This window comes from Nocardioides marinus (assembly GCF_013408145.1).
GTDB lineage: Bacteria > Actinomycetota > Actinomycetes > Propionibacteriales > Nocardioidaceae > Nocardioides > Nocardioides marinus.
Window position 1 is genome coordinate 1 of sequence record NZ_JACBZI010000001.1, and the last position, 22,475, is coordinate 22,475.

Annotated in this window: 21 protein-coding genes, 2 tRNA genes and 1 other RNA gene; 16 read left to right on the plus strand and 8 right to left on the minus strand. The window is 73.2% G+C overall.

Going from position 1 to position 22,475, the window contains the following annotated elements; all coding sequences use genetic code 11:
* Positions 1-760 (plus strand): type VII secretion protein EccB (locus tag BKA05_RS00005; protein WP_179529593.1); only part of this gene is annotated, 760 nt, incomplete at its 5' end.
* Positions 751-2,007: a S8 family serine peptidase gene (locus BKA05_RS00010; protein WP_179529594.1), complete on the plus strand. Its 1,257-nt coding sequence runs from the start codon at positions 751-753 to the stop codon at positions 2,005-2,007. The genes BKA05_RS00005 and BKA05_RS00010, both read left to right, overlap by 10 nt.
* A gap of 120 nt (positions 2,008-2,127) precedes the next feature.
* Here BKA05_RS00010 and BKA05_RS00015 read toward each other — a convergent pair.
* Positions 2,128-2,216: transfer RNA gene (locus BKA05_RS00015), tRNA-Ser, on the minus strand.
* A 134-nt stretch (positions 2,217-2,350) separates the two neighbouring features.
* On the opposite strand from BKA05_RS00015, the gene ffs reads away from it, so the two are divergent.
* The 7 genes from ffs to BKA05_RS00050 all read left to right on the plus strand — a co-directional run bounded on the left by ffs (position 2,351) and on the right by BKA05_RS00050 (position 8,959).
* Positions 2,351-2,441: signal recognition particle sRNA small type (ffs, locus tag BKA05_RS00020), an RNA gene on the plus strand.
* 101 nt (positions 2,442-2,542) lie between these two features.
* Positions 2,543-4,756 carry a DNA polymerase III subunit gamma and tau gene (locus tag BKA05_RS00025; protein ID WP_179529595.1) on the plus strand — a complete coding sequence of 738 codons (2,214 nt, stop codon included), beginning with the start codon at positions 2,543-2,545 and terminating at the stop codon, positions 4,754-4,756.
* Positions 4,757-4,873: 117 nt separating this feature from the next.
* Positions 4,874-5,275 carry a YbaB/EbfC family nucleoid-associated protein gene (locus BKA05_RS00030; protein ID WP_179529596.1) on the plus strand — a complete coding sequence of 134 codons (402 nt, stop codon included), beginning with the start codon at positions 4,874-4,876 and terminating at the stop codon, positions 5,273-5,275.
* A 9-nt stretch (positions 5,276-5,284) separates the two neighbouring features.
* On the plus strand, positions 5,285-5,881 hold the full coding sequence (recR, locus tag BKA05_RS00035; protein WP_179529597.1) for a recombination mediator RecR: 597 nt from the start codon (positions 5,285-5,287) through the stop codon (positions 5,879-5,881).
* On the plus strand, positions 5,878-6,492 hold the full coding sequence (locus BKA05_RS00040; RefSeq protein ID WP_179529598.1) for a DUF5063 domain-containing protein: 615 nt from the start codon (positions 5,878-5,880) through the stop codon (positions 6,490-6,492). The genes recR and BKA05_RS00040 overlap by 4 nt, the downstream gene beginning before the upstream one ends.
* 143 nt (positions 6,493-6,635) lie before the next feature.
* Positions 6,636-7,913 carry an aspartate kinase gene (locus BKA05_RS00045; RefSeq protein ID WP_179529599.1) on the plus strand — a complete coding sequence of 426 codons (1,278 nt, stop codon included), beginning with the start codon at positions 6,636-6,638 and terminating at the stop codon, positions 7,911-7,913.
* Positions 7,910-8,959, plus strand: a complete 1,050-nt coding sequence (locus BKA05_RS00050) for an aspartate-semialdehyde dehydrogenase (protein ID WP_179529600.1) — start codon at positions 7,910-7,912, stop codon at positions 8,957-8,959. Before BKA05_RS00045 ends, BKA05_RS00050 begins: the two co-directional genes overlap by 4 nt.
* A gap of 63 nt (positions 8,960-9,022) precedes the next feature.
* Here the strand turns inward: BKA05_RS00050 and BKA05_RS00055 are convergent, their stop codons facing one another.
* From BKA05_RS00055 to BKA05_RS00065, 3 genes are all read right to left on the minus strand, one after another.
* Positions 9,023-9,808, minus strand: a complete 786-nt coding sequence (locus tag BKA05_RS00055; RefSeq protein ID WP_179529601.1) for a hypothetical protein — start codon at positions 9,806-9,808, stop codon at positions 9,023-9,025.
* A 147-nt stretch (positions 9,809-9,955) separates the two neighbouring features.
* Positions 9,956-10,029 (minus strand) — tRNA-Pro (locus BKA05_RS00060).
* A 51-nt stretch (positions 10,030-10,080) separates the two neighbouring features.
* Positions 10,081-11,040, minus strand: a complete 960-nt coding sequence (locus BKA05_RS00065) for a metallophosphoesterase (protein ID WP_343045444.1) — start codon at positions 11,038-11,040, stop codon at positions 10,081-10,083.
* A 26-nt stretch (positions 11,041-11,066) separates the two neighbouring features.
* Between BKA05_RS00065 and BKA05_RS00070 the strand changes: the two genes are divergently transcribed.
* The gene (locus BKA05_RS00070; RefSeq protein ID WP_179529602.1) at positions 11,067-11,528 is read left to right on the plus strand and encodes a GatB/YqeY domain-containing protein; all 462 of its coding nucleotides are present in this window, start codon (positions 11,067-11,069) and stop codon (positions 11,526-11,528) included.
* Positions 11,529-11,606: 78 nt separating this feature from the next.
* On the opposite strand, the gene BKA05_RS00075 is transcribed toward BKA05_RS00070, so the two are convergent.
* On the minus strand, positions 11,607-13,982 hold the full coding sequence (locus tag BKA05_RS00075) for a transglycosylase domain-containing protein (protein WP_179529603.1): 2,376 nt from the start codon (positions 13,980-13,982) through the stop codon (positions 11,607-11,609).
* Positions 13,983-14,180: 198 nt separating this feature from the next.
* Here BKA05_RS00075 and BKA05_RS00080 point away from each other — a divergent pair, with 198 nt between their 5' ends.
* Positions 14,181-14,504, plus strand: a complete 324-nt coding sequence (locus BKA05_RS00080) for a WhiB family transcriptional regulator (RefSeq protein ID WP_179529604.1) — start codon at positions 14,181-14,183, stop codon at positions 14,502-14,504.
* Between the two features lie 45 nt (positions 14,505-14,549).
* On the opposite strand, the gene bagB is transcribed toward BKA05_RS00080, so the two are convergent.
* Both bagB and bagA read right to left on the minus strand, forming a co-directional pair.
* Positions 14,550-15,746, minus strand: coding sequence for an ArsA family ATPase (gene bagB, locus BKA05_RS00085; protein WP_179529605.1), 1,197 nt, complete (start codon positions 15,744-15,746; stop codon positions 14,550-14,552).
* A complete protein-coding gene (gene bagA, locus BKA05_RS00090) occupies positions 15,743-16,747 on the minus strand; it encodes an ATPase BagA (RefSeq protein ID WP_343045445.1) in 1,005 nt (334 codons plus the stop codon). Before bagA ends, bagB begins: the two co-directional genes overlap by 4 nt.
* Positions 16,748-16,948: 201 nt before the next feature.
* On the opposite strand from bagA, the gene BKA05_RS00095 reads away from it, so the two are divergent.
* The 5 genes from BKA05_RS00095 to BKA05_RS00115 all read left to right on the plus strand — a co-directional run bounded on the left by BKA05_RS00095 (position 16,949) and on the right by BKA05_RS00115 (position 21,113).
* Positions 16,949-18,610 carry a BCCT family transporter gene (locus tag BKA05_RS00095; protein WP_179529607.1) on the plus strand — a complete coding sequence of 554 codons (1,662 nt, stop codon included), beginning with the start codon at positions 16,949-16,951 and terminating at the stop codon, positions 18,608-18,610.
* A 189-nt stretch (positions 18,611-18,799) separates the two neighbouring features.
* Positions 18,800-18,952, plus strand: a complete 153-nt coding sequence (gene sp36 / locus BKA05_RS00100; protein ID WP_179529608.1) for a Sp36 family protein — start codon at positions 18,800-18,802, stop codon at positions 18,950-18,952.
* Complete coding sequence (locus BKA05_RS00105; protein WP_179529609.1) at positions 18,949-19,410, plus strand: RidA family protein; 462 nt, start codon at positions 18,949-18,951, stop codon at positions 19,408-19,410. The genes sp36 and BKA05_RS00105 overlap by 4 nt, the downstream gene beginning before the upstream one ends.
* Entirely contained in the window at positions 19,407-20,282 is an 876-nt protein-coding gene (locus tag BKA05_RS00110; protein ID WP_179529610.1) for an NUDIX hydrolase, read from the plus strand. Before BKA05_RS00105 ends, BKA05_RS00110 begins: the two co-directional genes overlap by 4 nt.
* 18 nt (positions 20,283-20,300) lie before the next feature.
* On the plus strand, positions 20,301-21,113 hold the full coding sequence (locus tag BKA05_RS00115; protein ID WP_179529611.1) for an MBL fold metallo-hydrolase: 813 nt from the start codon (positions 20,301-20,303) through the stop codon (positions 21,111-21,113).
* Between the two features lie 4 nt (positions 21,114-21,117).
* Here BKA05_RS00115 and BKA05_RS00120 read toward each other — a convergent pair whose 3' ends face one another.
* Complete coding sequence (locus BKA05_RS00120; protein WP_179529612.1) at positions 21,118-22,473, minus strand: sodium:proton exchanger; 1,356 nt, start codon at positions 22,471-22,473, stop codon at positions 21,118-21,120.
* Positions 22,474-22,475 lie beyond the last annotated feature (2 nt).

Genomic DNA, 22,475 nt, shown 5'->3' on the forward strand with positions numbered 1-22,475 from the left:
GGTCGGGCTCGGCAGCGGGTCCGCCCAGGCCGTCCGGGTGCCCCGCGAGTGGCTCGAGCTCTTTCCCCGCGGGGGAGACCTGGCGGAGGAGACCTTCGGACTCGGGCGGCTCGGGCAGGCCGCTCCCGACCAGCCGGACGGCGTACGCGTGGGCGACTACGCCACCGCTACCGACGGCAGCGGGCTGCTCGTCGACGACGACGGCGCACTCCAGCCGCTCACGCCGTTCGCGGCGGCGCTGTGGCGCACCCTCGACGTCTCGCCCGACCGCGGCCGCCGCCCCACCGAGCGGGAGCTCGACGGAGCGTCGGCCCCTCCGGCGTACGACGCAGCGCGGTGGCCGGGCGGTGCGCTCACCGCGTCCGCGGGCCAGGGCTGCGCGCTGCTCGAGGCCTCCAGCGACCGCCCGCCGCTGGTGCGTCTCGCGGGTGCCCCGCAGGGAGAGGCCTCGGCCGAGACCCTCCTCGATCGTGACCAGCGGTCGGTGCACGTCGCCCCCGGTGCCGGCGCCTACGTCGTGTCGGGGGAGTGGGGCGAGGTCGCACCGGCCGAGGGTGGGCGCCGTTTCGTCGTCGACCAGAAGGGCCGCGTCGACGCGCTGGTGGGGGAGGACACCCCGTTCCTGCTGGGGTACGCCGAGCATCCTGCCCCGCTGGTGCCGAGCGCCTGGCTGGAGCTCTTCGCGCCCGGCGTCGCGCTCTCGCAGGAGGCGGCGCTGTGCCCACCGGGCGCGTCGTCCGAGGACGGCTCGTGCGCCTGACCGCCCGGCCCCTCGTGGTCGCCGCCCTCCTGGCGACCGGCTGGCCGGTGGCGACGGCGGCCCCCGCGGCCGCGGAGGACGTCGACTGCCTCGCGGTGGCCGAGGGCGATCCGCGCCCGAGCACCGACCTGGCGAGCGCGCCGCTGGTGGGGATGGGCGTGGACCTGGCCCAGGACCGCCTGCGGCGCTCCGGCGCGCGGCCGGCCGGCGCCGGGGTCACCGTGGCGGTGCTCTCCTCCGGCATCTCCCGCGACGCCGGTCTGCCAATGGCCGCCGGCGGGACGTCGGTGGTGGGGCCCGGGCCCGTGGTCGACCCGACCGGCACGGTCGTGGCCGGGCTCGTGGCCGGGCCGGAGCGGGCCGCCGGCCTGCCGGTGGGCGTCGCTCCGGGCGTCGAACTGGTCGACGTCCGCGTCCACGACCGGGTTGCTCCGACGAGCCAGGACGAGGCCGGCCCGACGGCCGAGGCGCTGGCCGAGGGCCTCGCCCACGTCCGCGACCGGCTCCCCGAGGTGGACGTGGTGGTGGTCCCCCTCCAGGTCGGGCACGACGCCCGCGTCCGCCAGGTCGTGACCGACCTGGTCGGGGCGGGCGTGCTGGTCGTGGCCCAGGCCGGTGACCGTCCCGCCGACACCTCGGCCGAGGACGGCGACCGGCTCTCGGTGCTCTCCGAGCAGCTGCCGGGTGAGGACGCCGGCCCGCTGGTCGCTCCAGCCTCCGTCGAGGGCGTCGTGGCCGCAGGCCCGGTGCCCGAGGAGGCACAGGCTCCGCTGCGGTCGACCGCGCTCGACGTGGTCGCCCCGTCGGCCGGCGCGGTCTCGACCTCGCTGGCCGGCGGCACGTGCGTGGTCGGGGAGGTCCGTTCGGCCTGGTCCGCGGCGTACGTCGCCGGGCTGCTCGCCCTGCTGCGAAGCGCCCACCCCGACGAGTCCTCCGCCGAGCTGGTGGCGCGCCTGGTCGGCACCGCCGACGGTCGCCCCGACGTCCGATCGCCGCTCACCGGGGCCGGTCAGGTCCGCGCCCTGGCTGCCCTCACCGCGACCCCGGGGGAGGTGGCCGACGGCCTCGAGGCCGTCTTCGCGACGGACACGGCCCTGCCCCCGGCAGCCGGCGCGGCGACCGCCCCCGTGGCCGCGGGCGACCCGCTCGCCGCCGCCCGGGAGCAGGCGGTGTGGTGGGGACTGCTGGGTGGGGGAGTGCTGCTGCTGGCGCTGCTGCTGCGCCCGCTCGTGCGCCGCGCGGGCTGACCTGCCCGCGGTCCGAAACCGCGAGACGGCGCTGACACGCTGTCCGAAACCGCGAGACGGCGCCGACACGCTGTCCGAAACCGCGAGACGGCGCCGACCCTGAGGTCGACGCCGTCTCGATGGCGGAGGTAGGGGGATTCGAACCCCCGAGGGCTATTAACCCAACCCGCTTTCCAAGCGAGCGCCATAGGCCACTAGGCGATACCTCCGCCGAGGAGGGTACCGGTGGGTCCGGGGGCGCACGAAATCGCCCGGGGCGCGGGCCCGGGCTGAGGCCCGCGGACGCACAGCGGCGCTCGGGCCGGGTTGGCCGCCTCTCCGGGCCTCACCTAGACTCCTGGACAACCCCCCGCGTGGCGGCATCTCGCCCAACTCCCCCAGGGCCGAGAGGCAGCAAGGGTAAGTGAGCTCTGTCGGGTGCGCGGGGGGCCTTCTTGCGCCCGGACCCGTTCGCCGCAGGGCCGGTCCAGGGCGCTGTCCCCAGGCCGGTGGCCGCGCCGTGGCCGTTGTCGACGGGGCTGGTTAGGGTCAGGGCGTGGAGTCGCCGCTCGCCCTGTACCGCCGCTACCGGCCCGAGACCTTCAACGAGGTCATCGGGCAGGACCACGTGACGGCGCCCCTGCGCGCGGCCCTGGCCAACAACCGGGTCAACCACGCCTACCTGTTCTCCGGCCCCCGCGGCTGCGGCAAGACCACCTCGGCGCGCATCCTGGCGCGGGCGCTCAACTGCGAGCAGGGCCCGATCGCCGACCCGTGCGGGGAGTGTGACTCGTGTCGCGACCTGGCCCGTGGCGGCCCGGGGTCGATCGACGTCATCGAGATCGACGCCGCCTCCCACGGTGGCGTCGACGACGCTCGGGACCTGCGGGAGAAGGCGTTCTTCGCGCCGGTGCGCAGCCGCTACAAGATCTACATCATCGACGAGGCCCACATGGTCTCCCCGCAGGGCTTCAACGCCCTGCTCAAGCTGGTCGAGGAGCCCCCGCCGCACCTGCGGTTCATCTTCGCCACCACCGAGCCCGACAAGGTGATCGGGACGATCCGCTCCCGCACCCACCACTACCCCTTCCGGCTCATCCCGCCGCGACTGCTCTCGAGCTACCTCTCCGAGCTGTGCGAGAAGGAGGGCGTGGCGATCGAGCCGGCCGCGATCCCGCTGGTCGTCCGGGCCGGCGGTGGCTCGGCCCGAGACACCCTCTCGGTGCTCGACCAGCTGCTCGGCGGTGCCGGCCCCGAGGGCGTGACCCATGCGTTGGCGACCGGCCTGCTCGGCTACACCCCCGACACCCTGCTCGACGAGGTCGTGGACGCCTTCGCGGCCGGCGACGGTGCGGCGGTCTTCGGCGTGGTGGACAAGGTGATCGAGACCGGTCAGGACCCTCGTCGCTTCACCGAGGACCTCCTGCGCCGCCTGCGCGACCTGGTCATCGTCGCCGCCGTCCCCGACGCCCCGGCGACCGGTCTCATCGACGTCTCCGAGGACGCCGGCGAGCGGCTGGTCGCCCAGGCGGCCCGCTTCGGCGCCGCCGACCTGACCCGCGCCGCCGACCTCGTCGCGGCCGGTCTCACCGAGATGCGCGGCGCCACGGCTCCGCGCCTGCTGCTGGAGCTCATCTGCGCCCGGGTGCTGCTGCCCGCCGCCGACCACGGCACCGACGGCCTGGCCGCCCGCCTGGACCGGCTCGAGCGCCGGATGTCGGTCACCGGTCCGCCGGCCCCGCCCGCCCACCAGGCCCCGGCCGCACCCGCCCACCCGGCACCCGCCCAGCCGGCGCCCACCCACCAGGCTCCGGCCGAGGTGCCCGCCCAGGACCGTCCGGCTCCCGCGGCGGCCGCGCCCGAGCCGGTGCCGACGCCCGCGCCGACCCCGGCGCCCGCCCAGGGCTGGCCGACCACGCCCGAGCCCGAGCCGGCCCCGCCGGCCGAGCAGCAGGCCCCGGCGGCCTCCGGAGGTCCTGCTCCGGACCAAGCGCCTGCTGCGACCTCCGGTGCGGAGCCGGCGACGCCCAGCGGCGGGCTGTCGCTGGTCGAGGTCCGCCGGTTGTGGCCCGACATCGTCGACGCCACCAAGCTGCGGCGCCGCGTCACCTGGATCCACCTCACGCAGAACGCCCAGGTGGTGGCCGTCGACGAGCGCACCCTCACCCTGGGCTTCGCCAACGCCGGCGCCCGCGACTCCTTCGACGGCAACGGCAGCGCCGAGATCGTGCGGCAGGCGGCCATCGACGTCGTCGGTGCCGACTGGCGCATCGAGACCATCGTCGACCCTGGGGCGTCCCCTGACGCCGGTCCGCCGGCCGCACCGCGGCCCGCGCCCGGTGGCGCGGAGCCCACGGCCCCTGCCCAGTCACCTGCAGCGGTCGCTCCTGCCGACCCGGTGCCGCCCGCCACGCCGGCTGCCCCGGCCACCCCGGTCGCGGCCGACGAGCCGCCGCCGCCCTGGGCGGTCGAGCCGCCCGCCGACCTCGGCGACGAGCCCGAGCCGCCGGCTGCCGGCCGGGCGACCGCCGGCCAGGAGGCCGCCGCTCAGGCAGCCACCGGCCGGGCGTCGATCGAGGCCGCCCGCGGGGCGATCCTGCAGACCCGGCCGGCGGGGATCCCTGCCGTCGAGGCCGGGCCCGACCTGTCGGCCGCCGACGCCGACGCCCACCCCGACGACGAGGTCGTCGAGCACGACTCGGTCGCCGACGCCGAGCTGCTGGCCCGCGAGCTCGGCGCCCGGGTGATCGAGGAGATCAACCACACCTGAGCCGCGGCGGGCGCGCCGGAGCCCCGCCTCACCGGCTGCCCGTCACACTCGACCCAGCACCACTACCCCGACGCACACCAGCCCGACGCACACCACCCGACCACCGAGGTGACCCAGATGAGCCAGAACCCGTTCGACGCCCTCGGCGGCGGAGGCCTCGACATGAACGCCCTGCTCCAGCAGGCCCAGCAGATGCAGGAGCAGCTGACCCAGGCCCAGGCCCGGCTCGCCGACACCGTCGTCGAGGGCACCGTCGCCGGCGGTGCCGTGACGGTCAAGGTCAACGGCGTGGGCGAGCTGGTCGGCGTGGACATCCGCGCCGGCGGCTTCGACGGCTCCGACGCCGACGACCTCTCCGACCTCGGCGACATGATCGTCGCGGCGTACCGCGACGCGAAGTCCCAGGCCGACGCCGCCGCGGGCGAGGCCCTGGGCCCGCTCGCCGGCGGGCTGGGCGACCTCGGGGGCGGCATGGGTGGCGGGCTGCCCGGGGGCACCCCCGGTCAGCTCGGCTTCTAGGGGCGGGCGTTGTACGAAGGCGTCGTCCAGGACCTCATCGACGAGCTCGGCAGGCTGCCGGGCGTGGGTCCCAAGAGCGCCCAGCGCATCGCGTTCCACCTGCTCCAGGCCGACCCCGTCGACGTGCGCCGGCTCGCCGACGTGCTCATCGAGGTCAAGGCCAAGGTGCAGTTCTGCTCGATCTGCTTCAACGTCAGCGAGGACGAGCAGTGCCGGATCTGCCGCGACCCGCGGCGTGACCCGAGCGTGCTGTGCGTCGTCGAGGAGTACAAGGACGTCGTGGCCATCGAGCGCACCCGTGAGTACCGCGGTCGCTACCACGTCCTGGGCGGCGCGATCAGCCCCATCGACGGCATCGGCCCCGACCAGCTGCGGGTGCGCGAGCTGATGACCCGCCTCGCCGACGGCACCGTCACCGAGGTCATCTTGGCGACCGATCCGAACCTCGAGGGCGAGGCCACCGCGACCTACCTCACCCGGATGCTGAAGGTTCTTGACTTGCGCGTGACGCGGTTGGCGAGTGGACTGCCGGTGGGCGGCGACCTCGAGTACGCCGACGAGGTCACCCTTGGCCGCGCGTTCGCAGGGAGGCGAGCAGCAGAATGACCAGCACGCAGAACACCCCGACCGGGATCGACGGCGCTCCCGCGCTGGACGCCGAGACGCTGGCCTTCGCCGAGCAGATCGCCGACCAGGTGGCCAGCTTCCTGCTCGCGCTGCGGGCGATCGCGCAGGAGAACGACGCCGGCCGCGCCGTCTCGCTGCTGCTGCTGGAGATCAGCCAGGTGCTGCTCGCCGGTGCCCGGCTCGGCGCCCAGCGCGACTTCACCCCGCGCGAGGAGTACCAGCCCGACGTCGGCCCCGAGCCCGACCTCGACGAGATGCGGATGCGGCTGGCGGCGATGCTCGACAACGTCGACACCTACAGCTTCGTGTTCGACCCCTACGTGCCCGAGGTGGTGGAGAGCCAGCTCTCCGACGACCTGGCCTCGATCGCCACCGACCTCGACACCGGGCTGCGGCACTTCCGGCTCGGGCACGTCACCGAGGCGCTGTGGTGGTGGCAGTTCTCCTACGTCTCCAACTGGGGCAACCTCGCCGGTGCCGCGCTCAACGCGCTGCTCTCGGTGGTCAGCCACGACCGACTCGACGTGGAGGTCGACCTCGACGCCGACCAGGTCGTCGCGGCCGAGCAGATGCTCGCCGACCCCTCCTGATCGACCGACCCAGCCCCTGCGTCCACGCCTGAGCCTGGCGCGGACCCGGCCGCACGCCCGCCGGTAGACTCGGCCACCGGCCGGGCGCACCCCGTGACGGGAGGTCGCGCCGCAGCACGCGGAGCAGTCGAGGGGACAGAGCAGTGGGCATTGTCGTGCAGAAGTACGGCGGGTCGTCGGTGGCGGACGCCGACGGCATCAAGCGGGTGGCCCAGCGCATCGTCAACACCAAGAAGCAGGGCCACGAGGTCGTCGTGGTCGTCTCGGCGATGGGCGACACCACCGACGACCTGCGCGACCTCGCCGAGCAGGTGACGCCGCTGCCGCCGCCGCGTGAGCTCGACATGCTGCTGACCGCCGGTGAGCGCATCTCGATGGCGCTGCTGGCCATGGCGGTCTCGTCGCTGGGCCACGAGGCGCAGTCCTTCACCGGCTCCCAGGCCGGCGTGATCACAGACTCGGTGCACGGCAAGGCCAAGATCATCGACATCACGCCGGGGCGCATCAAGAGCGCCATCGACGAGGGCCACGTCGCCATCGTGGCCGGCTTCCAGGGTGTCTCGCAGGACACCAAGGACGTCACCACCCTGGGCCGTGGTGCCTCCGACACGACCGCCGTCGCCCTCGCGGCCGCGCTGGGCGCGGAGGTCTGCGAGATCTACACCGACGTGGCCGGCGTCTTCACCGCCGACCCGCGCATCGTGCCCGCGGCCCGCAAGCTGGACCGCGTCTCCCACGAGGAGATGCTGGAGATGGCCGCCTCGGGCGCCAAGATCCTGCACCTGCGCTGCGTCGAGTACGCGCGCCGCTACGACGTCCCGATCCACGTGCGCACCTCCTTCGACACCATCGAAGGCACCTGGATCCTCCCCGACACCGCAGACACCGAAGGAGACACCGTGGAGCAGGCGATCATCGCGGGCGTGGCCCACGACCGGTCCGAGGCCAAGATCACCGTCGTCGGCGTGCCCGACAAGGTCGGCGAGGCCGCCCGCATCTTCGAGGTGCTGGCCGGCTCCGAGGTCAACATCGACATGGTCGTGCAGAACGTCTCGGCAGCGGCCACCGCACGCACCGACATCTCCTTCACCCTGCCCCGCGAGGACGGCCAGAACGCCATGGCCGCGCTGGCGAAGATCCAGGACGAGGTCGGCTACGACAAGCTGCTCTTCGACGACCGGGTCGGCAAGGTCTCGCTCATCGGCGCCGGCATGCGCAGCCACCCGGGTATCACCGCGAAGTTCTTCGCCTCGCTCGCCGCCGCGGGCGTCAACATCGAGATGATCTCGACCTCGGAGATCCGCATCTCCGTCATCGTCGACGAGGGTCAGATCGACACCGCCGTCCGTGCGACGCACACCGCCTTCGACCTCGACGCCGACGAGGTCGAGGCCGTCGTCTACGGCGGGACCGGCCGATGAGCGGCCTGCGCATCGGCGTCGTCGGCGCCACCGGCCAGGTCGGCGTCGCGATGCGCCAGATCCTCGCCGAGCGCGACTTCCCCGTCGAGGAGATCCGCTTCTTCTCCTCGCCCCGCAGCGCCGGCAAGGTCCTGGACTACCGCGGCACCGAGGTCGTCGTCGAGGACGCCGACTCCGCCGACCCGACCGGGCTCGACGTCGCGCTGTTCTCCGCGGGCGCCACCGCCTCGCGGGCGCTGGTGCCCCGCTTCGTCGAGGCCGGCGTGATCGTCGTCGACAACTCCTCCGCCTTCCGCAAGGACCCGGCCATCCCGCTGGTCGTCTCCGAGGTCAATCCCGAGGCCGCCCGCGAGGTCATCGAGACCGGGCGCGGCATCATCGCCAACCCCAACTGCACCACCATGGCCGCGATGCCGGTGCTCAAGCCGCTCCACGACGAGGCCGGCCTGGTGCGCTTGGTCGCCTCGACGTACCAGGCCGTCTCGGGCTCCGGCGTCGCCGGTGTCGAGGAGCTCGCCACCGGCATCGAGGCCGCCGGCGAGAAGGCCCGTGAGCTGGCCTACGACGGCGAGGCCGTGGCCTTCCCCGAGCCGGGCGTCTACCGGCGTACCATCGCCCACAACGTGCTGCCCTTCGCCGGCAACCTCGTCGACGACGGCCTGAACGAGACCGACGAGGAGCAGAAGCTCCGCCACGAGTCCCGCAAGATCCTCGGGCTCCCCGGGCTGAAGGTCTCCGGCATCTGCGTGCGCGTCCCGGTCTTCACCGGCCACTCGCTGGCGATCAACGCCGAGTTCGAGCGGGCCCTGTCGCCCGAGCGGGCCACCGAGCTGCTCGCGGGCGCCCCGGGCGTCGAGCTGAGCGAGATCCCCACCCCGCTGCAGGCCGCGGGCAAGGACCCGTCGTACGTCGGTCGCATCCGTGCCGACGAGGGCGTCGACGGTGGCCGCGGGCTGGCGCTGTTCATCAGCAACGACAACCTGCGCAAGGGTGCGGCGCTCAACACCGTGCAGATCGCCGAGCTGGTGGCGGCCTCCCGCGCCTGAGCAGGTCACACCCACGAAGACGGGGCGTCCGGATCGATCCGGACGCCCCGTCCTCGTCGGTGCTCAGCCCTCGGCAGGCTCGATGACGCTGGTGGTCACCCAGTGCGACAGCAGGAAGGTCGACACGGTGATCACGGGGATCACGATGACCATCCACCACTCGTCGAGCACGTCGACCAGGAACAGCAGCGACAGCACGCACGTCAGTCCCACGGCCAGGAAGCTGGTGCTCATCGGGTCGGGGACGCGCGCGAGGCGCAGCAGCGTGCCGCCGAGCAGGACCATCGCCACCATGACGGCCACGAGGAGCACGAAACCGGGGCCTCCGCCGCAGGTCGAGACGCCGCGCACGCTCTCGCACAGCCGCAGCGACCCGGCGGTGAGCAGCACGACGAGCAGGCCCACGACCAGGCCGGTGACCCCGGCGGCGACCCGGCCGTCGATCGACAGCGGCGCGCGCGGGGGCTTGGCCGCCGGCGACGGGGTCGGGGCGGGGGCCGTGGCCACCGGAGCGGGTGCCGGGGCCGCTGCGGGCTCGGGCGCGGTGCCGCGGCGGGCGGGAGCGGCCGCGGGCGTGGGGTCGAGGACGACGGTCTGCTCGGTCTCCGCGACCGGCTCAGCGGGCTCCGGGAGCGGCATGACCGCCTGCGGTGCCGCCTCCGGAGCGGCCGCCGGGCTCGGGTCGGTGCCGGGCGCGGCGTCGCTGGAGGTGTCCGGGCCGGGCTGGTCGGTGCCGGAGGTGTCCGGGCCGGGTTGGTCGGCCGCTCGTCCCTTGCGACGACCGAACAGCCTCCCGAGGCTCGGGGCCTCCAGGGAGGGTGCGTCGTCGGGGCGCTGGTCGTCAGGCATGGGCCGAATCATGTCACGGGCCACCCACCGTCCCGGCCAGAAGGACATCGTCCGAACGGTCAGAAGAGACCCGGAGCAACCCCCCTCGCCGGACGGCGAGGGGGAAGCACAAGGGCCCGGATCCTGGAGCGGATCCGGGCCCTGCTGTCGGGCTGACAGGATTTGAACCTGCGGCCTCCTCGTCCCGAACGAGGCGCGCTACCAAGCTGCGCCACAGCCCGATCGGACCCGCCGTGGTGGCCAGGTCCGCGAGGGAGCATAGCCGAGCGCCCTCAGCCCTCCCCAATCGGGACCAGGGTCAGCAGCACGGCCTCGGGCCGGCAGGCGATCCGCACCCGCGCGTACGGCGAGGTGCCCAGGCCGGCGCCGACGTGCATCCACGTGGAGCCCGGCTGCCCGGGCGCGGAGTCGGCGGGGTGCCGGTGCACGCCGCGGGCACGGGCCGGCTCCAGGTCGCAGTTGGTGGTCAGCGCCCGACCACCCGGCAGGCACACCTGCCCGCCGTGGGTGTGGCCGGCCAGCACGGCGTCGTACCCGTCGCGGGCCAACGCGTCCAGCACCCGCAGGTACGGCGCGTGCGTGACGCCCAGGCGCAGGTCCGCCTCCGGGTCGGCCGGCCCGGCGACGTCGTCGAGGCGGTCGTAGCCCAGGTGCGGGTCGTCGACGCCCGCGAACGCCAGGTCCAGCTCGCCCACCCGCAGGCGACCACGGGTGTTGGTGAGGTCGAGCCACCCGGCGTCGGTGAACGAGCGCGACAGCTCGCGCCAGGGCAGCTCCGGGACGTCGGTGTGCCGCTTCCCGTCGTCGGGCAGCAGGTAGCCCACGGGGTTGCGGAAGGACGGCTCGAAGTAGTCGTTGCTGCCGTGGACGAAGACGCCGGGCACGTCGAGGAGGGGTCCGAGCGAGTCCCTGACGACAGGAACGGCGTCCCGGTGGGCCAGGTTGTCCCCGGTGTCGACCACGAGGTCGGGTCGCAGCCCCGCCAGCCCCGCGAGCCACTCCTGCTTGGCCCGCTGACCCGGCGTCATGTGCAGGTCGGTCAGGTGCAGCAGCCGCAGCGGCCGCGCACCGGCCGGCAGCACCGGCAGGGTGCGCTCGCGCAGCACGTAGCGACGTGCCTCCCAGGCGGCGTACGCCGTCGTCGCGGCTCCCACCGCGAGCCCACCCAGCACCGACCGGTGCAGGAGCCGGGCCGCACGTCGGGCCGGAGGGGAATCTGGGGTGAGGGCCACACCGTCAGGCTGCCACAATGGCGGGCATGAGCAGCCTCAAGGATCGCCTCCGTGCCGACCTCACCACCGCCATGAAGGCCCGCGACGAGCTGCGCTCCTCCACGCTGCGGATGGTACTGGCCGCGGTGACCAACGCCGAGGTCGCCGGCAAGACCGCCAAGACCCTCACCGACGACGAGGTCATCGGTGTCCTCACCAGCGAGACCAAGAAGCGCCGCGAGGCGGCGGCCGCCTTCGCCGACGGAGGTCGCGCCGAGAGCGCCGAACGGGAGAAGGCCGAGGCCGAGGTGATCGCGGAGTACCTCCCCGAGCAGCTCAGCGACGCCGAGGTCGCGGACATCGTCAGCGCCGCCATCGAGTCCACCGGCGCGGGCGCGGAGGGGATGAAGGCGATGGGCAAGGTGATGGGCGTGGTCCAGCCCCAGGTCAGGGGCCGCGCCGACGGCGGGGCCGTCGCTGCGGAGGTACGCCGCCAACTCGGCGCCTGAGCCCCCCGCCCGCGGGCACGGGGCCGCTCAGGTCGGGGCCGCTCGAGGCCGGTCCGGGGCCGACGCGGCGCCCGTGGGTCAGCGACCGTTCCCGCGACCGTTGCCCCGACCGTTGCCGTTGCCGTTGCCGTTGCCGTTGCCGTTGTTCTTCTTGTCGTTGTTGTTGCCCGACGGCTTGGCCGGCTTCGGGGGACGGCCGTTGGACTGGTAGAGCGTCACCGAGGAGCTGGACGGCACGACGGCGCCACCGCCCGGGCTCGAGTAGGCGACCAGGCCCTCGGCGTACCCGCTGTTGACGTAGCCGCCGTAGGAGACCAGGAAGCCGGCGTCCTCGAGCTGGCGCGTGGCGCTGTCGACGCTCAGCCCGGCCACGGACGGCACCGTGGTCGGGACCCCCGCGACGTCGGAGGCACTGGGCGCCACGAAGTCCTCGTTGGGCAGCTCGCCCATGATGTTGCGCATCGCGGTGCCCCAGATGGGGGCGGCGAAGCCGGAGCCGGAGGCCGAGGAGATGTAGTTGGGGCCGACGGTCTGGCCGGTGAGGCTGATCGGGGTGCCGGACTGGTTGGCGCCGGCGATCATCGCCGCGGCGGCCATCTTCGGCGTGTACCCGACGAACCAGACCGACTTGCCGTCCTGCGTCGTGCCGGTCTTGCCGGCCGCAGGGCTGTCGAGCTGCCAGGCGGAGGCGAAGCCGCCGGGCTCGATCACGCCACGGAGCACGTCGTTGACGGCGTCGGCGGTGGAGTTCTCCATCACCTGACGGCACTTGGAGGGGTACTCCTTGAGCGTGTTGCCCGCGATGTCCTCGATGGCGGTCACCGGTCGCGAGGTGCAGTGCAGGCCGCGGGCGGCGAAGGTCGCGTAGGCCTCGGCCATCTCCAGCGGGCTAACGCTGGCGACGCCGAGGGCGAAGGAGGGCACCATCCACTTGTCGGCGTCGTCGAGCCCCACGACGCCCATCTGCTTGGCCAGCTTGTAGGGCTTGCACAGGCCGGTCTGCTGCGAGAGCGCGATGTAGAAGGTGTTCACCGAGCGCTGGGTGCCGGTGTAGAGGTTGAACGTGCCCTCGCCGGTGGAGTTGCTGACGGGGTAGTCCTGGGTCGAGGCGTAGTTCTGCCCGTCGCAGACCTTGAACTCGTTCTGCTGGAAGGTCCGGGTCTGGGGAGCCTGGATCTGGGTGTTGAGCGCGATGCCCTGCTCCACCGCGGCGGCCAGGACGAACGCCTTGAACGTCGAGCCGGGCTGGAAGCCGCCGGAGTCGCCGTACTTCCTCGGCACCGTGTAGTTGAGGTAGGTCTGCCCGGCGTCGCGGTCGGCACCCATCGGGCGGGACTGGGCCAGTGCCCGCACCTCGCCGGTGCCGGGCTCGACCATGGCGAGGGCGCCGATGGCGTTGTTGCGGGGGTAGACGCGCTCGCGGACGGCCGTGTCGGCGCCACGCTGGTAGTCGAGGTCCAAGGTGGTGCGGATGGTCAGGCCGCCGGTGTTGAGGAGGCTGCGGCGCTCCTTCTTGTTGGCACCCAGCGCGTCGTCCTTGAGCAACCACTGGATGACGTAGTCGCAGAAGAAGGGAGCGGCCGAGAACACGCACCCGTTGCTGAACTTCTGCACGTCCAGCTTCAGGGGCTTGGACTGGAGCCGGTCGACCCGCTTGGCGTTGAGGATGCCGACGTCGTTCATCCGCTGCAGCACGACGTTGCGGCGCTGCAGGGCCCGCTCGGGGTTGTCGGTGGGGTCGTAGCCCTCGGGATTGCGCACGAGGCCGGCGAGCGTGGCCGACTGCAGGATGTTGAGCTTGCTGGCGTTGGTGTTGAAGAAGTGCTTGGCCGCGGACTGGATGCCGTAGGCGCCGTCGCCGAAGTAGGCGATGTTGAGGTAGCGCTCGAGGATCCAGTCCTTGGTGTGGTTCTGCTCCAGCGCGACGGCGTAGCGCAGCTCCTTGAGCTTGCGGGCGTAGGTGTCGTCGATGGCCGCCGCCCGCTCCTCGTCGGTCGTGGCCTGGTTGACCAGGGTCTGCTTGACCAGCTGCTGGGTGATCGACGACCCGCCCTGCACCGTGCCGTCCTGCGCGGCGTTGGTGATGAAGGCCCGCAGCGTGCCCTGCAGGTCCAGGGCGCCGTGCTGGTAGAACCGGGCGTCCTCGACGGCCACGATCGCCTTGACCATCTTGCGCGAGACCTGGGTGAGCGGCACCTCCACCCGGTTCTGGTCGTAGAGGGTGGCCAGCACGTTCCCGTCGACGTCGAGGATGGTGGAGCGCTGCGAGAGCTGCTCGGTCTCCAGCTCCTCGGGCAGGTTGTCCATGGTGTCGGCGACGTTGCGGGCGCTGACCCCGACCACGCCGGCGAAGGGGATGGCCAACCCGGCCACGAGCACGCCGAGGACGGCCGAGACCACGACCATCACCCCCAGGTGGGAGAGGACGCGGGTGCTGGTGGGACGCTCCGACATGGCGCCCAGGGTACGCGAGCGCCCCTACCACCCCGGCCCGCCGTGGTCAGCCCGGACTAGTCAATTCGGACCATGTGTATTGGGCTGAACGTGTCTGCCTGAGATCTGTGACACGACTTAACTTTGTTCCAGGGACATGGGGGCAGGCGTCATGGGGACGTATTCGCTGCCTCCACAACACGATGTGGGGACATCACTATGTGGGTTGAGGACTGGACTCCGCGCGCTGCGTGCAAGTCGGCGTCGCCGGATCAGCTGTTCGTGCGAGGCGCGGAGCAGAACAAGGCCAAGCAGGTCTGTCAGGGCTGCCCGGTGCGCACCGAGTGCCTGGCCGAGGCGCTGGACAACCAGATCGAGTGGGGTGTCTGGGGCGGGATGACCGAGCGGGAGCGCCGTGCGCTGCTGCGTCGCCGCCCGAACGCCTCCTGGCGCCAGGTGCTGGAGACCGCGCGCACGCAGTCGCCGGGCGATCAGGCGCCCGCGCCGGCCGCCGTGCCGGTGCGCGCCGTCCGCTCCGCCTGATCGCCGCTCGCCCCGGCTCCGGCCGGGGCGCGGGTGCCCGTCGTCTCAGCGGCGGGCGAGCAGCTCACCGACGCGGCGCAGGCCGCGCAGGTCGTGCACGTCGCTGGCCAGCGCCGGCACCACCGCTGTGGGCACCTGCGGGTGCGCCGCGGTGAACCGGGCACGCAGCTGCGCCTCGCGCGCCAGGCTGCGCATCCGGTCGGCATGCAGCCGCAGCAGCCCTGCGGTGAGCCCGCCGCTCGGCCCCGCGTCGGGGCGCGCGGCGATCCGCTCGGCAGCCGCCGTGGCCTCCTCGGCCGAGAGGCGACCCCGCGGCTCGGGGCTGGCCCGGTTGACCACCAGCCCGGCCAAGGGCATCTGGTCGCCGTTGAGGCGCTCGACGAAGTACGCCGCCTCGCGCAGCGCGTCCGGCTCGGGGGCGGCCACGACGACGAACGCCGTGCCCGGGGCCTGCAGCAGCGCGTAGGTGCGCTGGGCGCGGGCCCGGAACCCCCCGAAGACGGTGTCGAGCGCGGCCACGAACGTCTGCAGGTCGGTGAGGACCTGGGCCCCGAGGACCTTGGTGAGGGCGCCGGTCACCAGCCCCAGGCCGGCGGTCATCAGCCTGGCCGGACCCTTGGCGGGGGCCAGCATCAGCCGGATGAAGCGCCCGTCGAGGAAGCTGGAGAGCCGCTCGGGGGCGTCGAGGAAGTCCAGCGCCGAGCGGGAGGGCGGGGTGTCGACGACGATCAGGTCGTAGGTGCCGCGCTCCTGGGCGTCGGCGTGGATCTGCCCGAGCTTCTCCATCGCCATGTACTCCTGGGTCCCGGCGAAGGACGTCGAGAGGACGATGTAGAAGGGGTTCTCCAGGATCGCCTTCGCCTTCTCCGGCGTCGCCTGGCTCAGCACGACCTCGTCGAAGGTCGACTTCATGTCGAGCATCATCGCGTCCAGCCTGCCGCCGGCCGCGTCGTCGACCCCGGCCACGGGCCGCGGGGTGTTGTCGAGCTCCTCGATCCCCATCGCCTGGGCCAAGCGGCGGGCCGGGTCGATGGTGAGCACCACGACCTTGCGTCCCCGCTCGGCGGCGCGCAGGGCGAGCGCGGCCGAGGTGGTCGTCTTCCCGACCCCTCCCGAGCCGCAGCACACGATGATCCGGGTCCGCGGGTCGTCGATGAGCGCGTCGGCATCGAGCCGGGGCGACTCCCCGGGGTGCGCGGCGAGTGGGCCCACCCGGCCCTGCCGCTGGCTCGCGGGACTCATGCCAGCCCCTGGTCGCGCAGGGTGGCCGCGAGGTCGTAGAGCCCGCCGAGGTCGACCCCGGCGGCGAGCCGCTCGAGCTCGTAGGTGGGTACGCCGAGGCCGTCGACCAGCTCCCGCTGGGACTCCTCGAGCGCGCGCCGCTCGGCGTGGTCGCGCGCCTCGGCGGCCAGGCCGTCGACGAGCGTCTTGGTGGTGGCCACGCCCACCGCCTCGAGGTCGGCGCGCACGGCCTCCTTGTCGAGCCGGCCCGCCGCGGCCTGGGCCAGCGCCTCGTCGGGGAGGTCGCGGGGCCGGACGAGGTTCACGACCACGCCGCCGACCGGCAGCCCGGCGGCGCGCAGCTCCTCGATGCCGTCGGCGGTCTCCTGGACCGGCATCTCCTCGAGCACGGTGACCAGGTGCACGGCGGTGCGTGGGGAGCGGAACAGCGTCATCATCGTGTCGGCCTGGCTCTTGATCGGCCCCACCTTGGCCAGCCCGGCCAGCTCGTCGCTGACGTTGAGGAATTGCGTGATCCGGCCCGTCGGCGGGGCGTCGAGCACCACCGCGTCGTACTCGACCGCGCCCTTGTTGCGGCTGTTGCGCTGCACCGCCTCGAAGACCTTGCCGGTGAGCAGCACGTCGCGCACGCCCGGCGCGATGGTGGTGGCGAACTCGATGACGCCGAAGCGGTCCAGGGCCTTGCCGGCGCGGCCGAGCCGGTAGTACATCGCGAGGTACTCCAGCAGCGCCGACTCCGGGTCGATGTGCAGCGCGTGCACCGCTCCCGGGCGCTGGCCGTCGGGGCCGCGCAGCCCGGTGGCGACGCGGGTCTCGGCGTAGGGCAGCGGGTCGACGTCGAACATCCGCGCCAGCCCCTGGCGCCCCTCGACCTCGCAGACCAGGACGTTCTTGCCGTGGGAGGCCAGGGCCAGGGCCAGGGAGGCGGCCACCGTGGTCTTGCCGGTGCCGCCCTTGCCGGTGACGACGTGCAGGCGTACCCGCGGCCAGTCGCTGCTCACGTCCAATGACCCTAGGGCACCGGCCCCCACCCCACCCGGTGATCGCGTCGCCGGCTGGACCACGGGTGGCCTGATCCCATGGCCGGCCACCGGGTCCGCGCCGGCCCTCGCCCGAAGGGGTGAGGCCGGACACGTGTGATCGGCGGGCGATGGGGCATGGTGTCTGACGGCCCTGAACGAAACCGCCCCACAGGAGACGTCATGACCGCAACCGAATCCACGACCGCACCGGACGGCGGGCACGTCGAACCGCCCCCGCCGCCCACCGGCAAGAAACCCCTCATGGGAGCGCCGCGGGTCTTCCTGCCCGCCGCCGGCCTGCTCGTGGTCTTCGTGGCCCTCGCCGCGATCTTCCCCGACCGGATGTCCGACGCCCTGTCGACGGCGAACACCACCGTGGTCAAGGACCTCGGCTGGTTCTACGTCGCCGTCGTGACCGGCTTCGTCGCGTTCTCGTTGTGGGCGGCGCTGTCGCCGGTCGGCGACATCGTGCTCGGCAAGGACGACGAGGAGCCCGAGTTCGCCCTCGGATCGTGGTTCGCGATGCTCTTCGCCGCCGGCATGGGCATCGGCCTCGTCTACTGGGGCGTCGCCGAGCCGCTGAACCACTTCAACTCCCCGCCGCCGGGCTCGGCCTCGGGGGACGCCGCGCAGACCGCGCGCACCGCGATGGACACCACCTTCCTGCACTGGGGCCTGCACGCTTGGGCCATCTACGTCGTGGTGGGCCTCGCGATCGCCTACGCCGTGCACCGCAAGGGCCGGCCGATCTCCATCCGCTACGCCCTCGAGCCGCTCTTCGGCAAGCGCATCCTCGGCTTCTGGGGTGATGTCGTCGACATCATCGCGATCATCGGCACGCTCTTCGGTGTCGCCACCTCGCTCGGCTTCGGTGTGACCCAGGTCGGCTCCGGGCTCTCCTTCCTCGGCGTGGTCGACGAGGCCGGCACCGGCCTGCTCGTCGCGCTGATCGCGGGCATCACCGCGATCGCCCTCGCGTCGGTCATCTCCGGCGTCGACAAGGGCATCAAGCTGCTCTCGAACATCAACATGGGCGTCGCCGGGCTGCTGCTGCTCCTGGTCCTGCTGCTCGGTCCGACGGTCTTCCTGCTCTCGGACTTCGTGACCCAGATCGGCTCCTACCTGCAGAACTTCCTGCGCATGTCGTTCAACGTGCGCCCGTTCCAGGGCGAGGACGGCGAGGCCTGGCTGTCGGGCTGGACCACCTACTACTGGGGCTGGTGGATGAGCTGGGCGCCCTTCGTCGGCGTGTTCATCGCCCGCATCTCCCGCGGCCGCACCGTGCGCCAGTTCGTGATGGGAGTGCTGCTGGTCCCCACGATGGTGACCTTCTTGTGGTTCTCGGTCATGGGCGGCTCGGCGATCTACCGCGAGATGTTCGGCGAGGGCGGCATGATCGTCGACGGCGCCGTGCCGACCGACACCGCGCTCTTCGAGCTGCTCGACGCCCTGCCGATGGGCACCGTGCTCTCGGTGGCGGCCCTGGTCCTGATCGTCGTCTTCTTCGTCACCAGCTCCGACTCCGGTTCGTTCGTGGTCGACATGCTGGCCGAGGGCGGCGACCTCAACCCGCCGGTGTGGAGCCGCGCCTTCTGGGCGACGATGGAGGGCGTCATCGCCGCCGTCCTGATCATGGTCGGCGCCGGCGGTCTCGCCGCGCTGCAGACCATGTCGATCCTGGTCGCTGCTCCGTTCAGCATCGTGATGGTGCTGATGGTCATCGCGACCGGCAAGGCGCTGATGGCCGAGCACAAGTGGTACCAGCGCAAGCGCCGCAAGTGGTTCGCCGAGCAGGTGGCCGAGGAGCTGCGCGCCACCGGCGACCTGCCGAAGGTCGACTGAGCGCACCACCGCACCACTCCACGGCCGGGGTCGGGACCGATGGGTCCCGGCCCCGGCCCTCGTCGTACGCGGTCGTGGTGTCCTCGTCGGTTCTCGAGGCTCCTCGCTGGCGCTCGTCGCGCCTCGACCAGCGGTGGGGCCGGCGGCGGGGGTGGGCGCGCGTCGGCGCGCGTGAGTAGGGTCGGGCCCATGACGAAGTGGGAGTACCAGGTCGCACCGATTCCGCTGCACAACGAGGCGCTGATGCTGAACAACTTCGGCGAGGACGGCTGGGAGCTGGTCACCATCCAGACCAACGCCCAGGGCGGCCTCGTCGCGTTCCTGAAGCGGCCGAAGGCATGACCTCCCCCGAGGAGCGCCTGGCCGAGATGGGCCTCGCAGTCCCGGAGGTCGCCAAGCCCGTCGCGGCCTACGTCCCGGCGGTCCGCTCCGGCGACCACGTCTTCACCTCCGGCCAGCTGCCCATGCGTGCCGGCGAGCTGATGGTGACCGGCAAGGTCGGCGGCGAGGTGACGGCGGAGGAGGCCTACGCCTGCGCCCAGCAGTGCGTCCTCAACGCGATCGCCGCGGTGAAGTCGGAGATCGGCGACCTGTCCCGCGTCGTGCGTGTGGTCAAGGTCGTCGCCTTCATCGCCTCCACCCCCGACTTCACCGGCCAGCCCGGCGTCGCCAACGGCGCCTCCGAGCTGCTCGGCGAGGTCTTCGGCGACGCCGGCATCCACGCCCGCTCCGCCGTCGGCGTGCCCGTGCTGCCCCTCGACGCGCCCGTCGAGGTGGAGCTGCTGGTCGAGGTCCGGTGAGGATCCCGCTCCCGCCGGTGCCGCTGCCGGAGACGGTGGTCGACGTCGCGCGGGAGTACGCCGACGGCACCCGCACCGCCGCCGAGCCCCGGGACGCGGCGACGGTCATCCTGCTGCGCCCCTCCGAGACCGGAGCCGGGCCCGAGGCCTACTACCTGCGCCGGCAGCTCTCGATGGACTTCGCCGGCGGCATGGCCGTCTTCCCCGGTGGGGGCGTCGACAAGCGCGACTTCGACCTGGAGGACGAGCACTGGGCCGGGCCGTCGGTCGCGACGTGGGCCGAGCGGCTGGGCTGCACCGAGCAGGAGGCCCGCGCTTTGGTCTGCGCCGCGGTGCGCGAGACGTTCGAGGAGTCCGGGGTGCTGCTCGCCGGCCCCTCGGCCGACGAGGTCGTCGCCGACACCAGCGGCGAGGACTGGGAGGCCGACCGGGTCGCTCTCGAGGGCCGCGACCTGTCGCTGACCGACTTCCTGGACCGCCGCGGGCTGGTGCTGCGCACCGACCTGCTGGGCGCCTGGGACGCCTGGCTGACGCCGGTCTTCGAGCCCAAGCGCTACCGCACCTGGTTCTTCGTGGCCCGGCTGCCCGAGGGGCAGGTGACCCGCGACGTGTCGACCGAGTCCTCCTCGGTCACCTGGCTGCCGGCGGCGCTGGCGGCCGACCGGGCCGACAGCGGCGACCTGGCGATGATGCCGCCGACGTACCTTGTCTCGATGGAGGTCGGCACGTACGACGACCCCGACGCGGTCCTCGGGGCCGCAGCGGACCGGCGGCTGGAGATGTTCTGCCCCTCGGTCGAGCCGCTCGACGACGGCTGGACCCTGTCGATGCCCGACCGGCTGCGGCCGGTCCTGGCGGCCCGGCGGGCCTGAGCGGCGGAGGCGTCTGCGATGACCGACGGGAGCTGGGCCGGGGGTGCGTTCGGGGAGCGCGGGCAGTGCGTGCTCGCCCCGAACCCGAACATCATGACGCTGGACGGCACCAACTCCTGGGTGCTGCGCGAGCCCGGCGCCCGCCGCTCGGTCGTGATCGACCCCGGACCGTCCGACCCCGGGCACCTCGCCGCGCTCGCGGAGGCCGCCGGTGGGCGGGGCAACGTGGCTGCCGTCCTGCTGACCCACCACCACGCCGACCACTCGGAGGCGGCCCGGGAGTTCGCGGAGTCGGTCGGCTGCGGCGTACGCGCCCTGGACCCGGCGTACCGCCTGGGCTCGGAGGGCCTCGGCGACGGCGACGTCGTGGAGGCCGACGGGCTGGAGGTGCACGTCGTGGCGACGCCGGGGCACACCGCCGACTCGCTGTCGTTCCTGCTGCCGGCCGAGCGGGCGGTGCTGACCGGCGACACCGTGCTGGGCCGCGGCACCACCGTGGTCGCGCACCCCGACGGCCAGCTCGGCGCCTACCTCGACTCCCTCGACCGGCTGCACGCGCTGGCCGAGCGCGAGGAGGCCGCGGCCGTGTGGCCGGGGCACGGGCCCGTCATCGGCGACGCGCTCGCGGCGCTGACCTACTACCGAGACCACCGCCAGGCCCGGCTGGCGCAGGTCGAGGCGGCACTGGAGCACCTCGAGGACGAGCAGCTCGACGCCGAGACGCTGCCGCGTCGCGTCGTCGAGCACGTGTACGCCGACGTCGACCCAGTCCTGTGGGGCGCGGCGGAGCTGTCGGTGCGGGCCCAGCTGGCCTACCTGCGCGGCCGCTGACGGCTCAGCGGCGCCCGGGCGACTCGGACGACCCGGGCGACTCGGTCGCCACGGTGGAGAGGTCGCGGACGAACGCCGTGCGCGCCATCTCCCCCACGGCACGCCGCCGCAGCCCCAGCAGCACGACCGCCAGGGCGAGGTAGACCCCGCTCATCGCCAGGATCGTGACCTCGTGGACGCGGTCGCTGCCCAGGACGCTGGCGACCAGCTGGACCATGAAGAGCGTGAGCAGCAGCAGCGCCGACCGCACGGTGAGACGCAGCGTCACCAGCAGCGCGATCGCCAGCAGCGACTGGGCGCCAGTGATGAGCAGCTCGTAGCGCTGCTCGGCGTCGACAGGCAGGCCGTCGAGGCCGAGGTGGGTGAGGGCGAATACGATCGGCAGACCGCCGACCAGCAGCGTCCACTGGTTGACCTTGCTGGAGAGCAGCGCGCCGAGGGCGTCACCGCCCTTGAGCCGCCAGGCCAGCAGGCAGGCCACCATCAGCTCCGGTGACTCGCTGGCCAGCGGCGCGATCCACTGGACCAGCAGGAACTCGTCGACCCCGAGGTCGCTGCCGGTCTCGACCAGGCTCTCGGCGAAGTGCTCGGCGGAGAAGAGGATCACCAGGGCGGCGCCGACGAACAGGCTGCCCACCCAGGCTCGGCGCGAACCGCGCGGCTGGCTGCCGATCCAGTGCGAGACGCCCGAGAGCTCCGGCTCGGTAGCCGGCATCTGCGCCAGCCGCCAGGCATAGGCAGCGAAGATCGCCAGCAGCACCGCGGAGTCGAGCAGGGTGAGCGACGAGCGCAGCGGCAGGGTCAGGGAGTAGAGCGTCGCCACCAGCAGGAAGCCGACCTCGACCGACATCACCGGCGCGATGTGCACGCGGGTCCGGCCCGGGGTCGTGGGCCGCACGGGTGCCGGGGTCCCGCCCCGGGCGGCGCGGCGCACGGCCAGCGCCGAGACCAGCACCACCAGCGGCCAGCCGACGCCGACGAGGATCCGGTTGGCACCGGTCATGTTGGCCAGCGCCAGGCCGCAGACGTCCGGGCTGCCTCCCTCGGCGGCGTACGCCGTGCCGCACTGGGCGGTGAACACGAAGTCCACGGCGTACTCCGGCAGCACCGCGACCAGCGCGAGCAGGGCCAGCGCGATCCCGGCGTTGATGTCGACCTGGGCAGCCTCGGCCGCCCACGCCAGCGCGAAGGCTGCGCCGACGATCGCCAGCCCGTAGAGCAGCACGAGGAGCGGAGGGGTGAGCTCGACGGTCGGGATGCCGACGTACGTCGCCAGGCCGTGCAGGCTGCCGGGCAGCGCCAGCGCCGCCGCGGCCAGCAGCGGGAGCGGGACGGGCAGGCGGGTGCGCGGACCGTCCATGG

Bases quoted from the DNA above. Each gene is read 5' to 3' on its own strand.
- BKA05_RS00080 (WP_179529604.1), top strand. From the start codon at position 14,181: ATGTGGGTTGAGGACTGGACTCCGCGCGCTGCGTGCAAGTCGGCGTCG.
- BKA05_RS00105 (WP_179529609.1), top strand. From the start codon at position 18,949: ATGACCTCCCCCGAGGAGCGCCTGGCCGAGATGGGCCTCGCAGTCCCG.
- BKA05_RS00030 (WP_179529596.1), top strand. From the start codon at position 4,874: ATGAGCCAGAACCCGTTCGACGCCCTCGGCGGCGGAGGCCTCGACATG.
- BKA05_RS00115 (WP_179529611.1), top strand. From the start codon at position 20,301: ATGACCGACGGGAGCTGGGCCGGGGGTGCGTTCGGGGAGCGCGGGCAG.
- BKA05_RS00120 (WP_179529612.1), bottom strand. From the start codon at position 22,473: ATGGACGGTCCGCGCACCCGCCTGCCCGTCCCGCTCCCGCTGCTGGCC.
- BKA05_RS00095 (WP_179529607.1), top strand. From the start codon at position 16,949: ATGACCGCAACCGAATCCACGACCGCACCGGACGGCGGGCACGTCGAA.
- BKA05_RS00050 (WP_179529600.1), top strand. From the start codon at position 7,910: ATGAGCGGCCTGCGCATCGGCGTCGTCGGCGCCACCGGCCAGGTCGGC.
- sp36 (WP_179529608.1), top strand. From the start codon at position 18,800: ATGACGAAGTGGGAGTACCAGGTCGCACCGATTCCGCTGCACAACGAG.
- bagB (WP_179529605.1), bottom strand. From the start codon at position 15,746: ATGAGTCCCGCGAGCCAGCGGCAGGGCCGGGTGGGCCCACTCGCCGCG.
- BKA05_RS00075 (WP_179529603.1), bottom strand. From the start codon at position 13,982: ATGTCGGAGCGTCCCACCAGCACCCGCGTCCTCTCCCACCTGGGGGTG.
- BKA05_RS00070 (WP_179529602.1), top strand. From the start codon at position 11,067: ATGAGCAGCCTCAAGGATCGCCTCCGTGCCGACCTCACCACCGCCATG.
- BKA05_RS00040 (WP_179529598.1), top strand. From the start codon at position 5,878: ATGACCAGCACGCAGAACACCCCGACCGGGATCGACGGCGCTCCCGCG.
- BKA05_RS00055 (WP_179529601.1), bottom strand. From the start codon at position 9,808: ATGCCTGACGACCAGCGCCCCGACGACGCACCCTCCCTGGAGGCCCCG.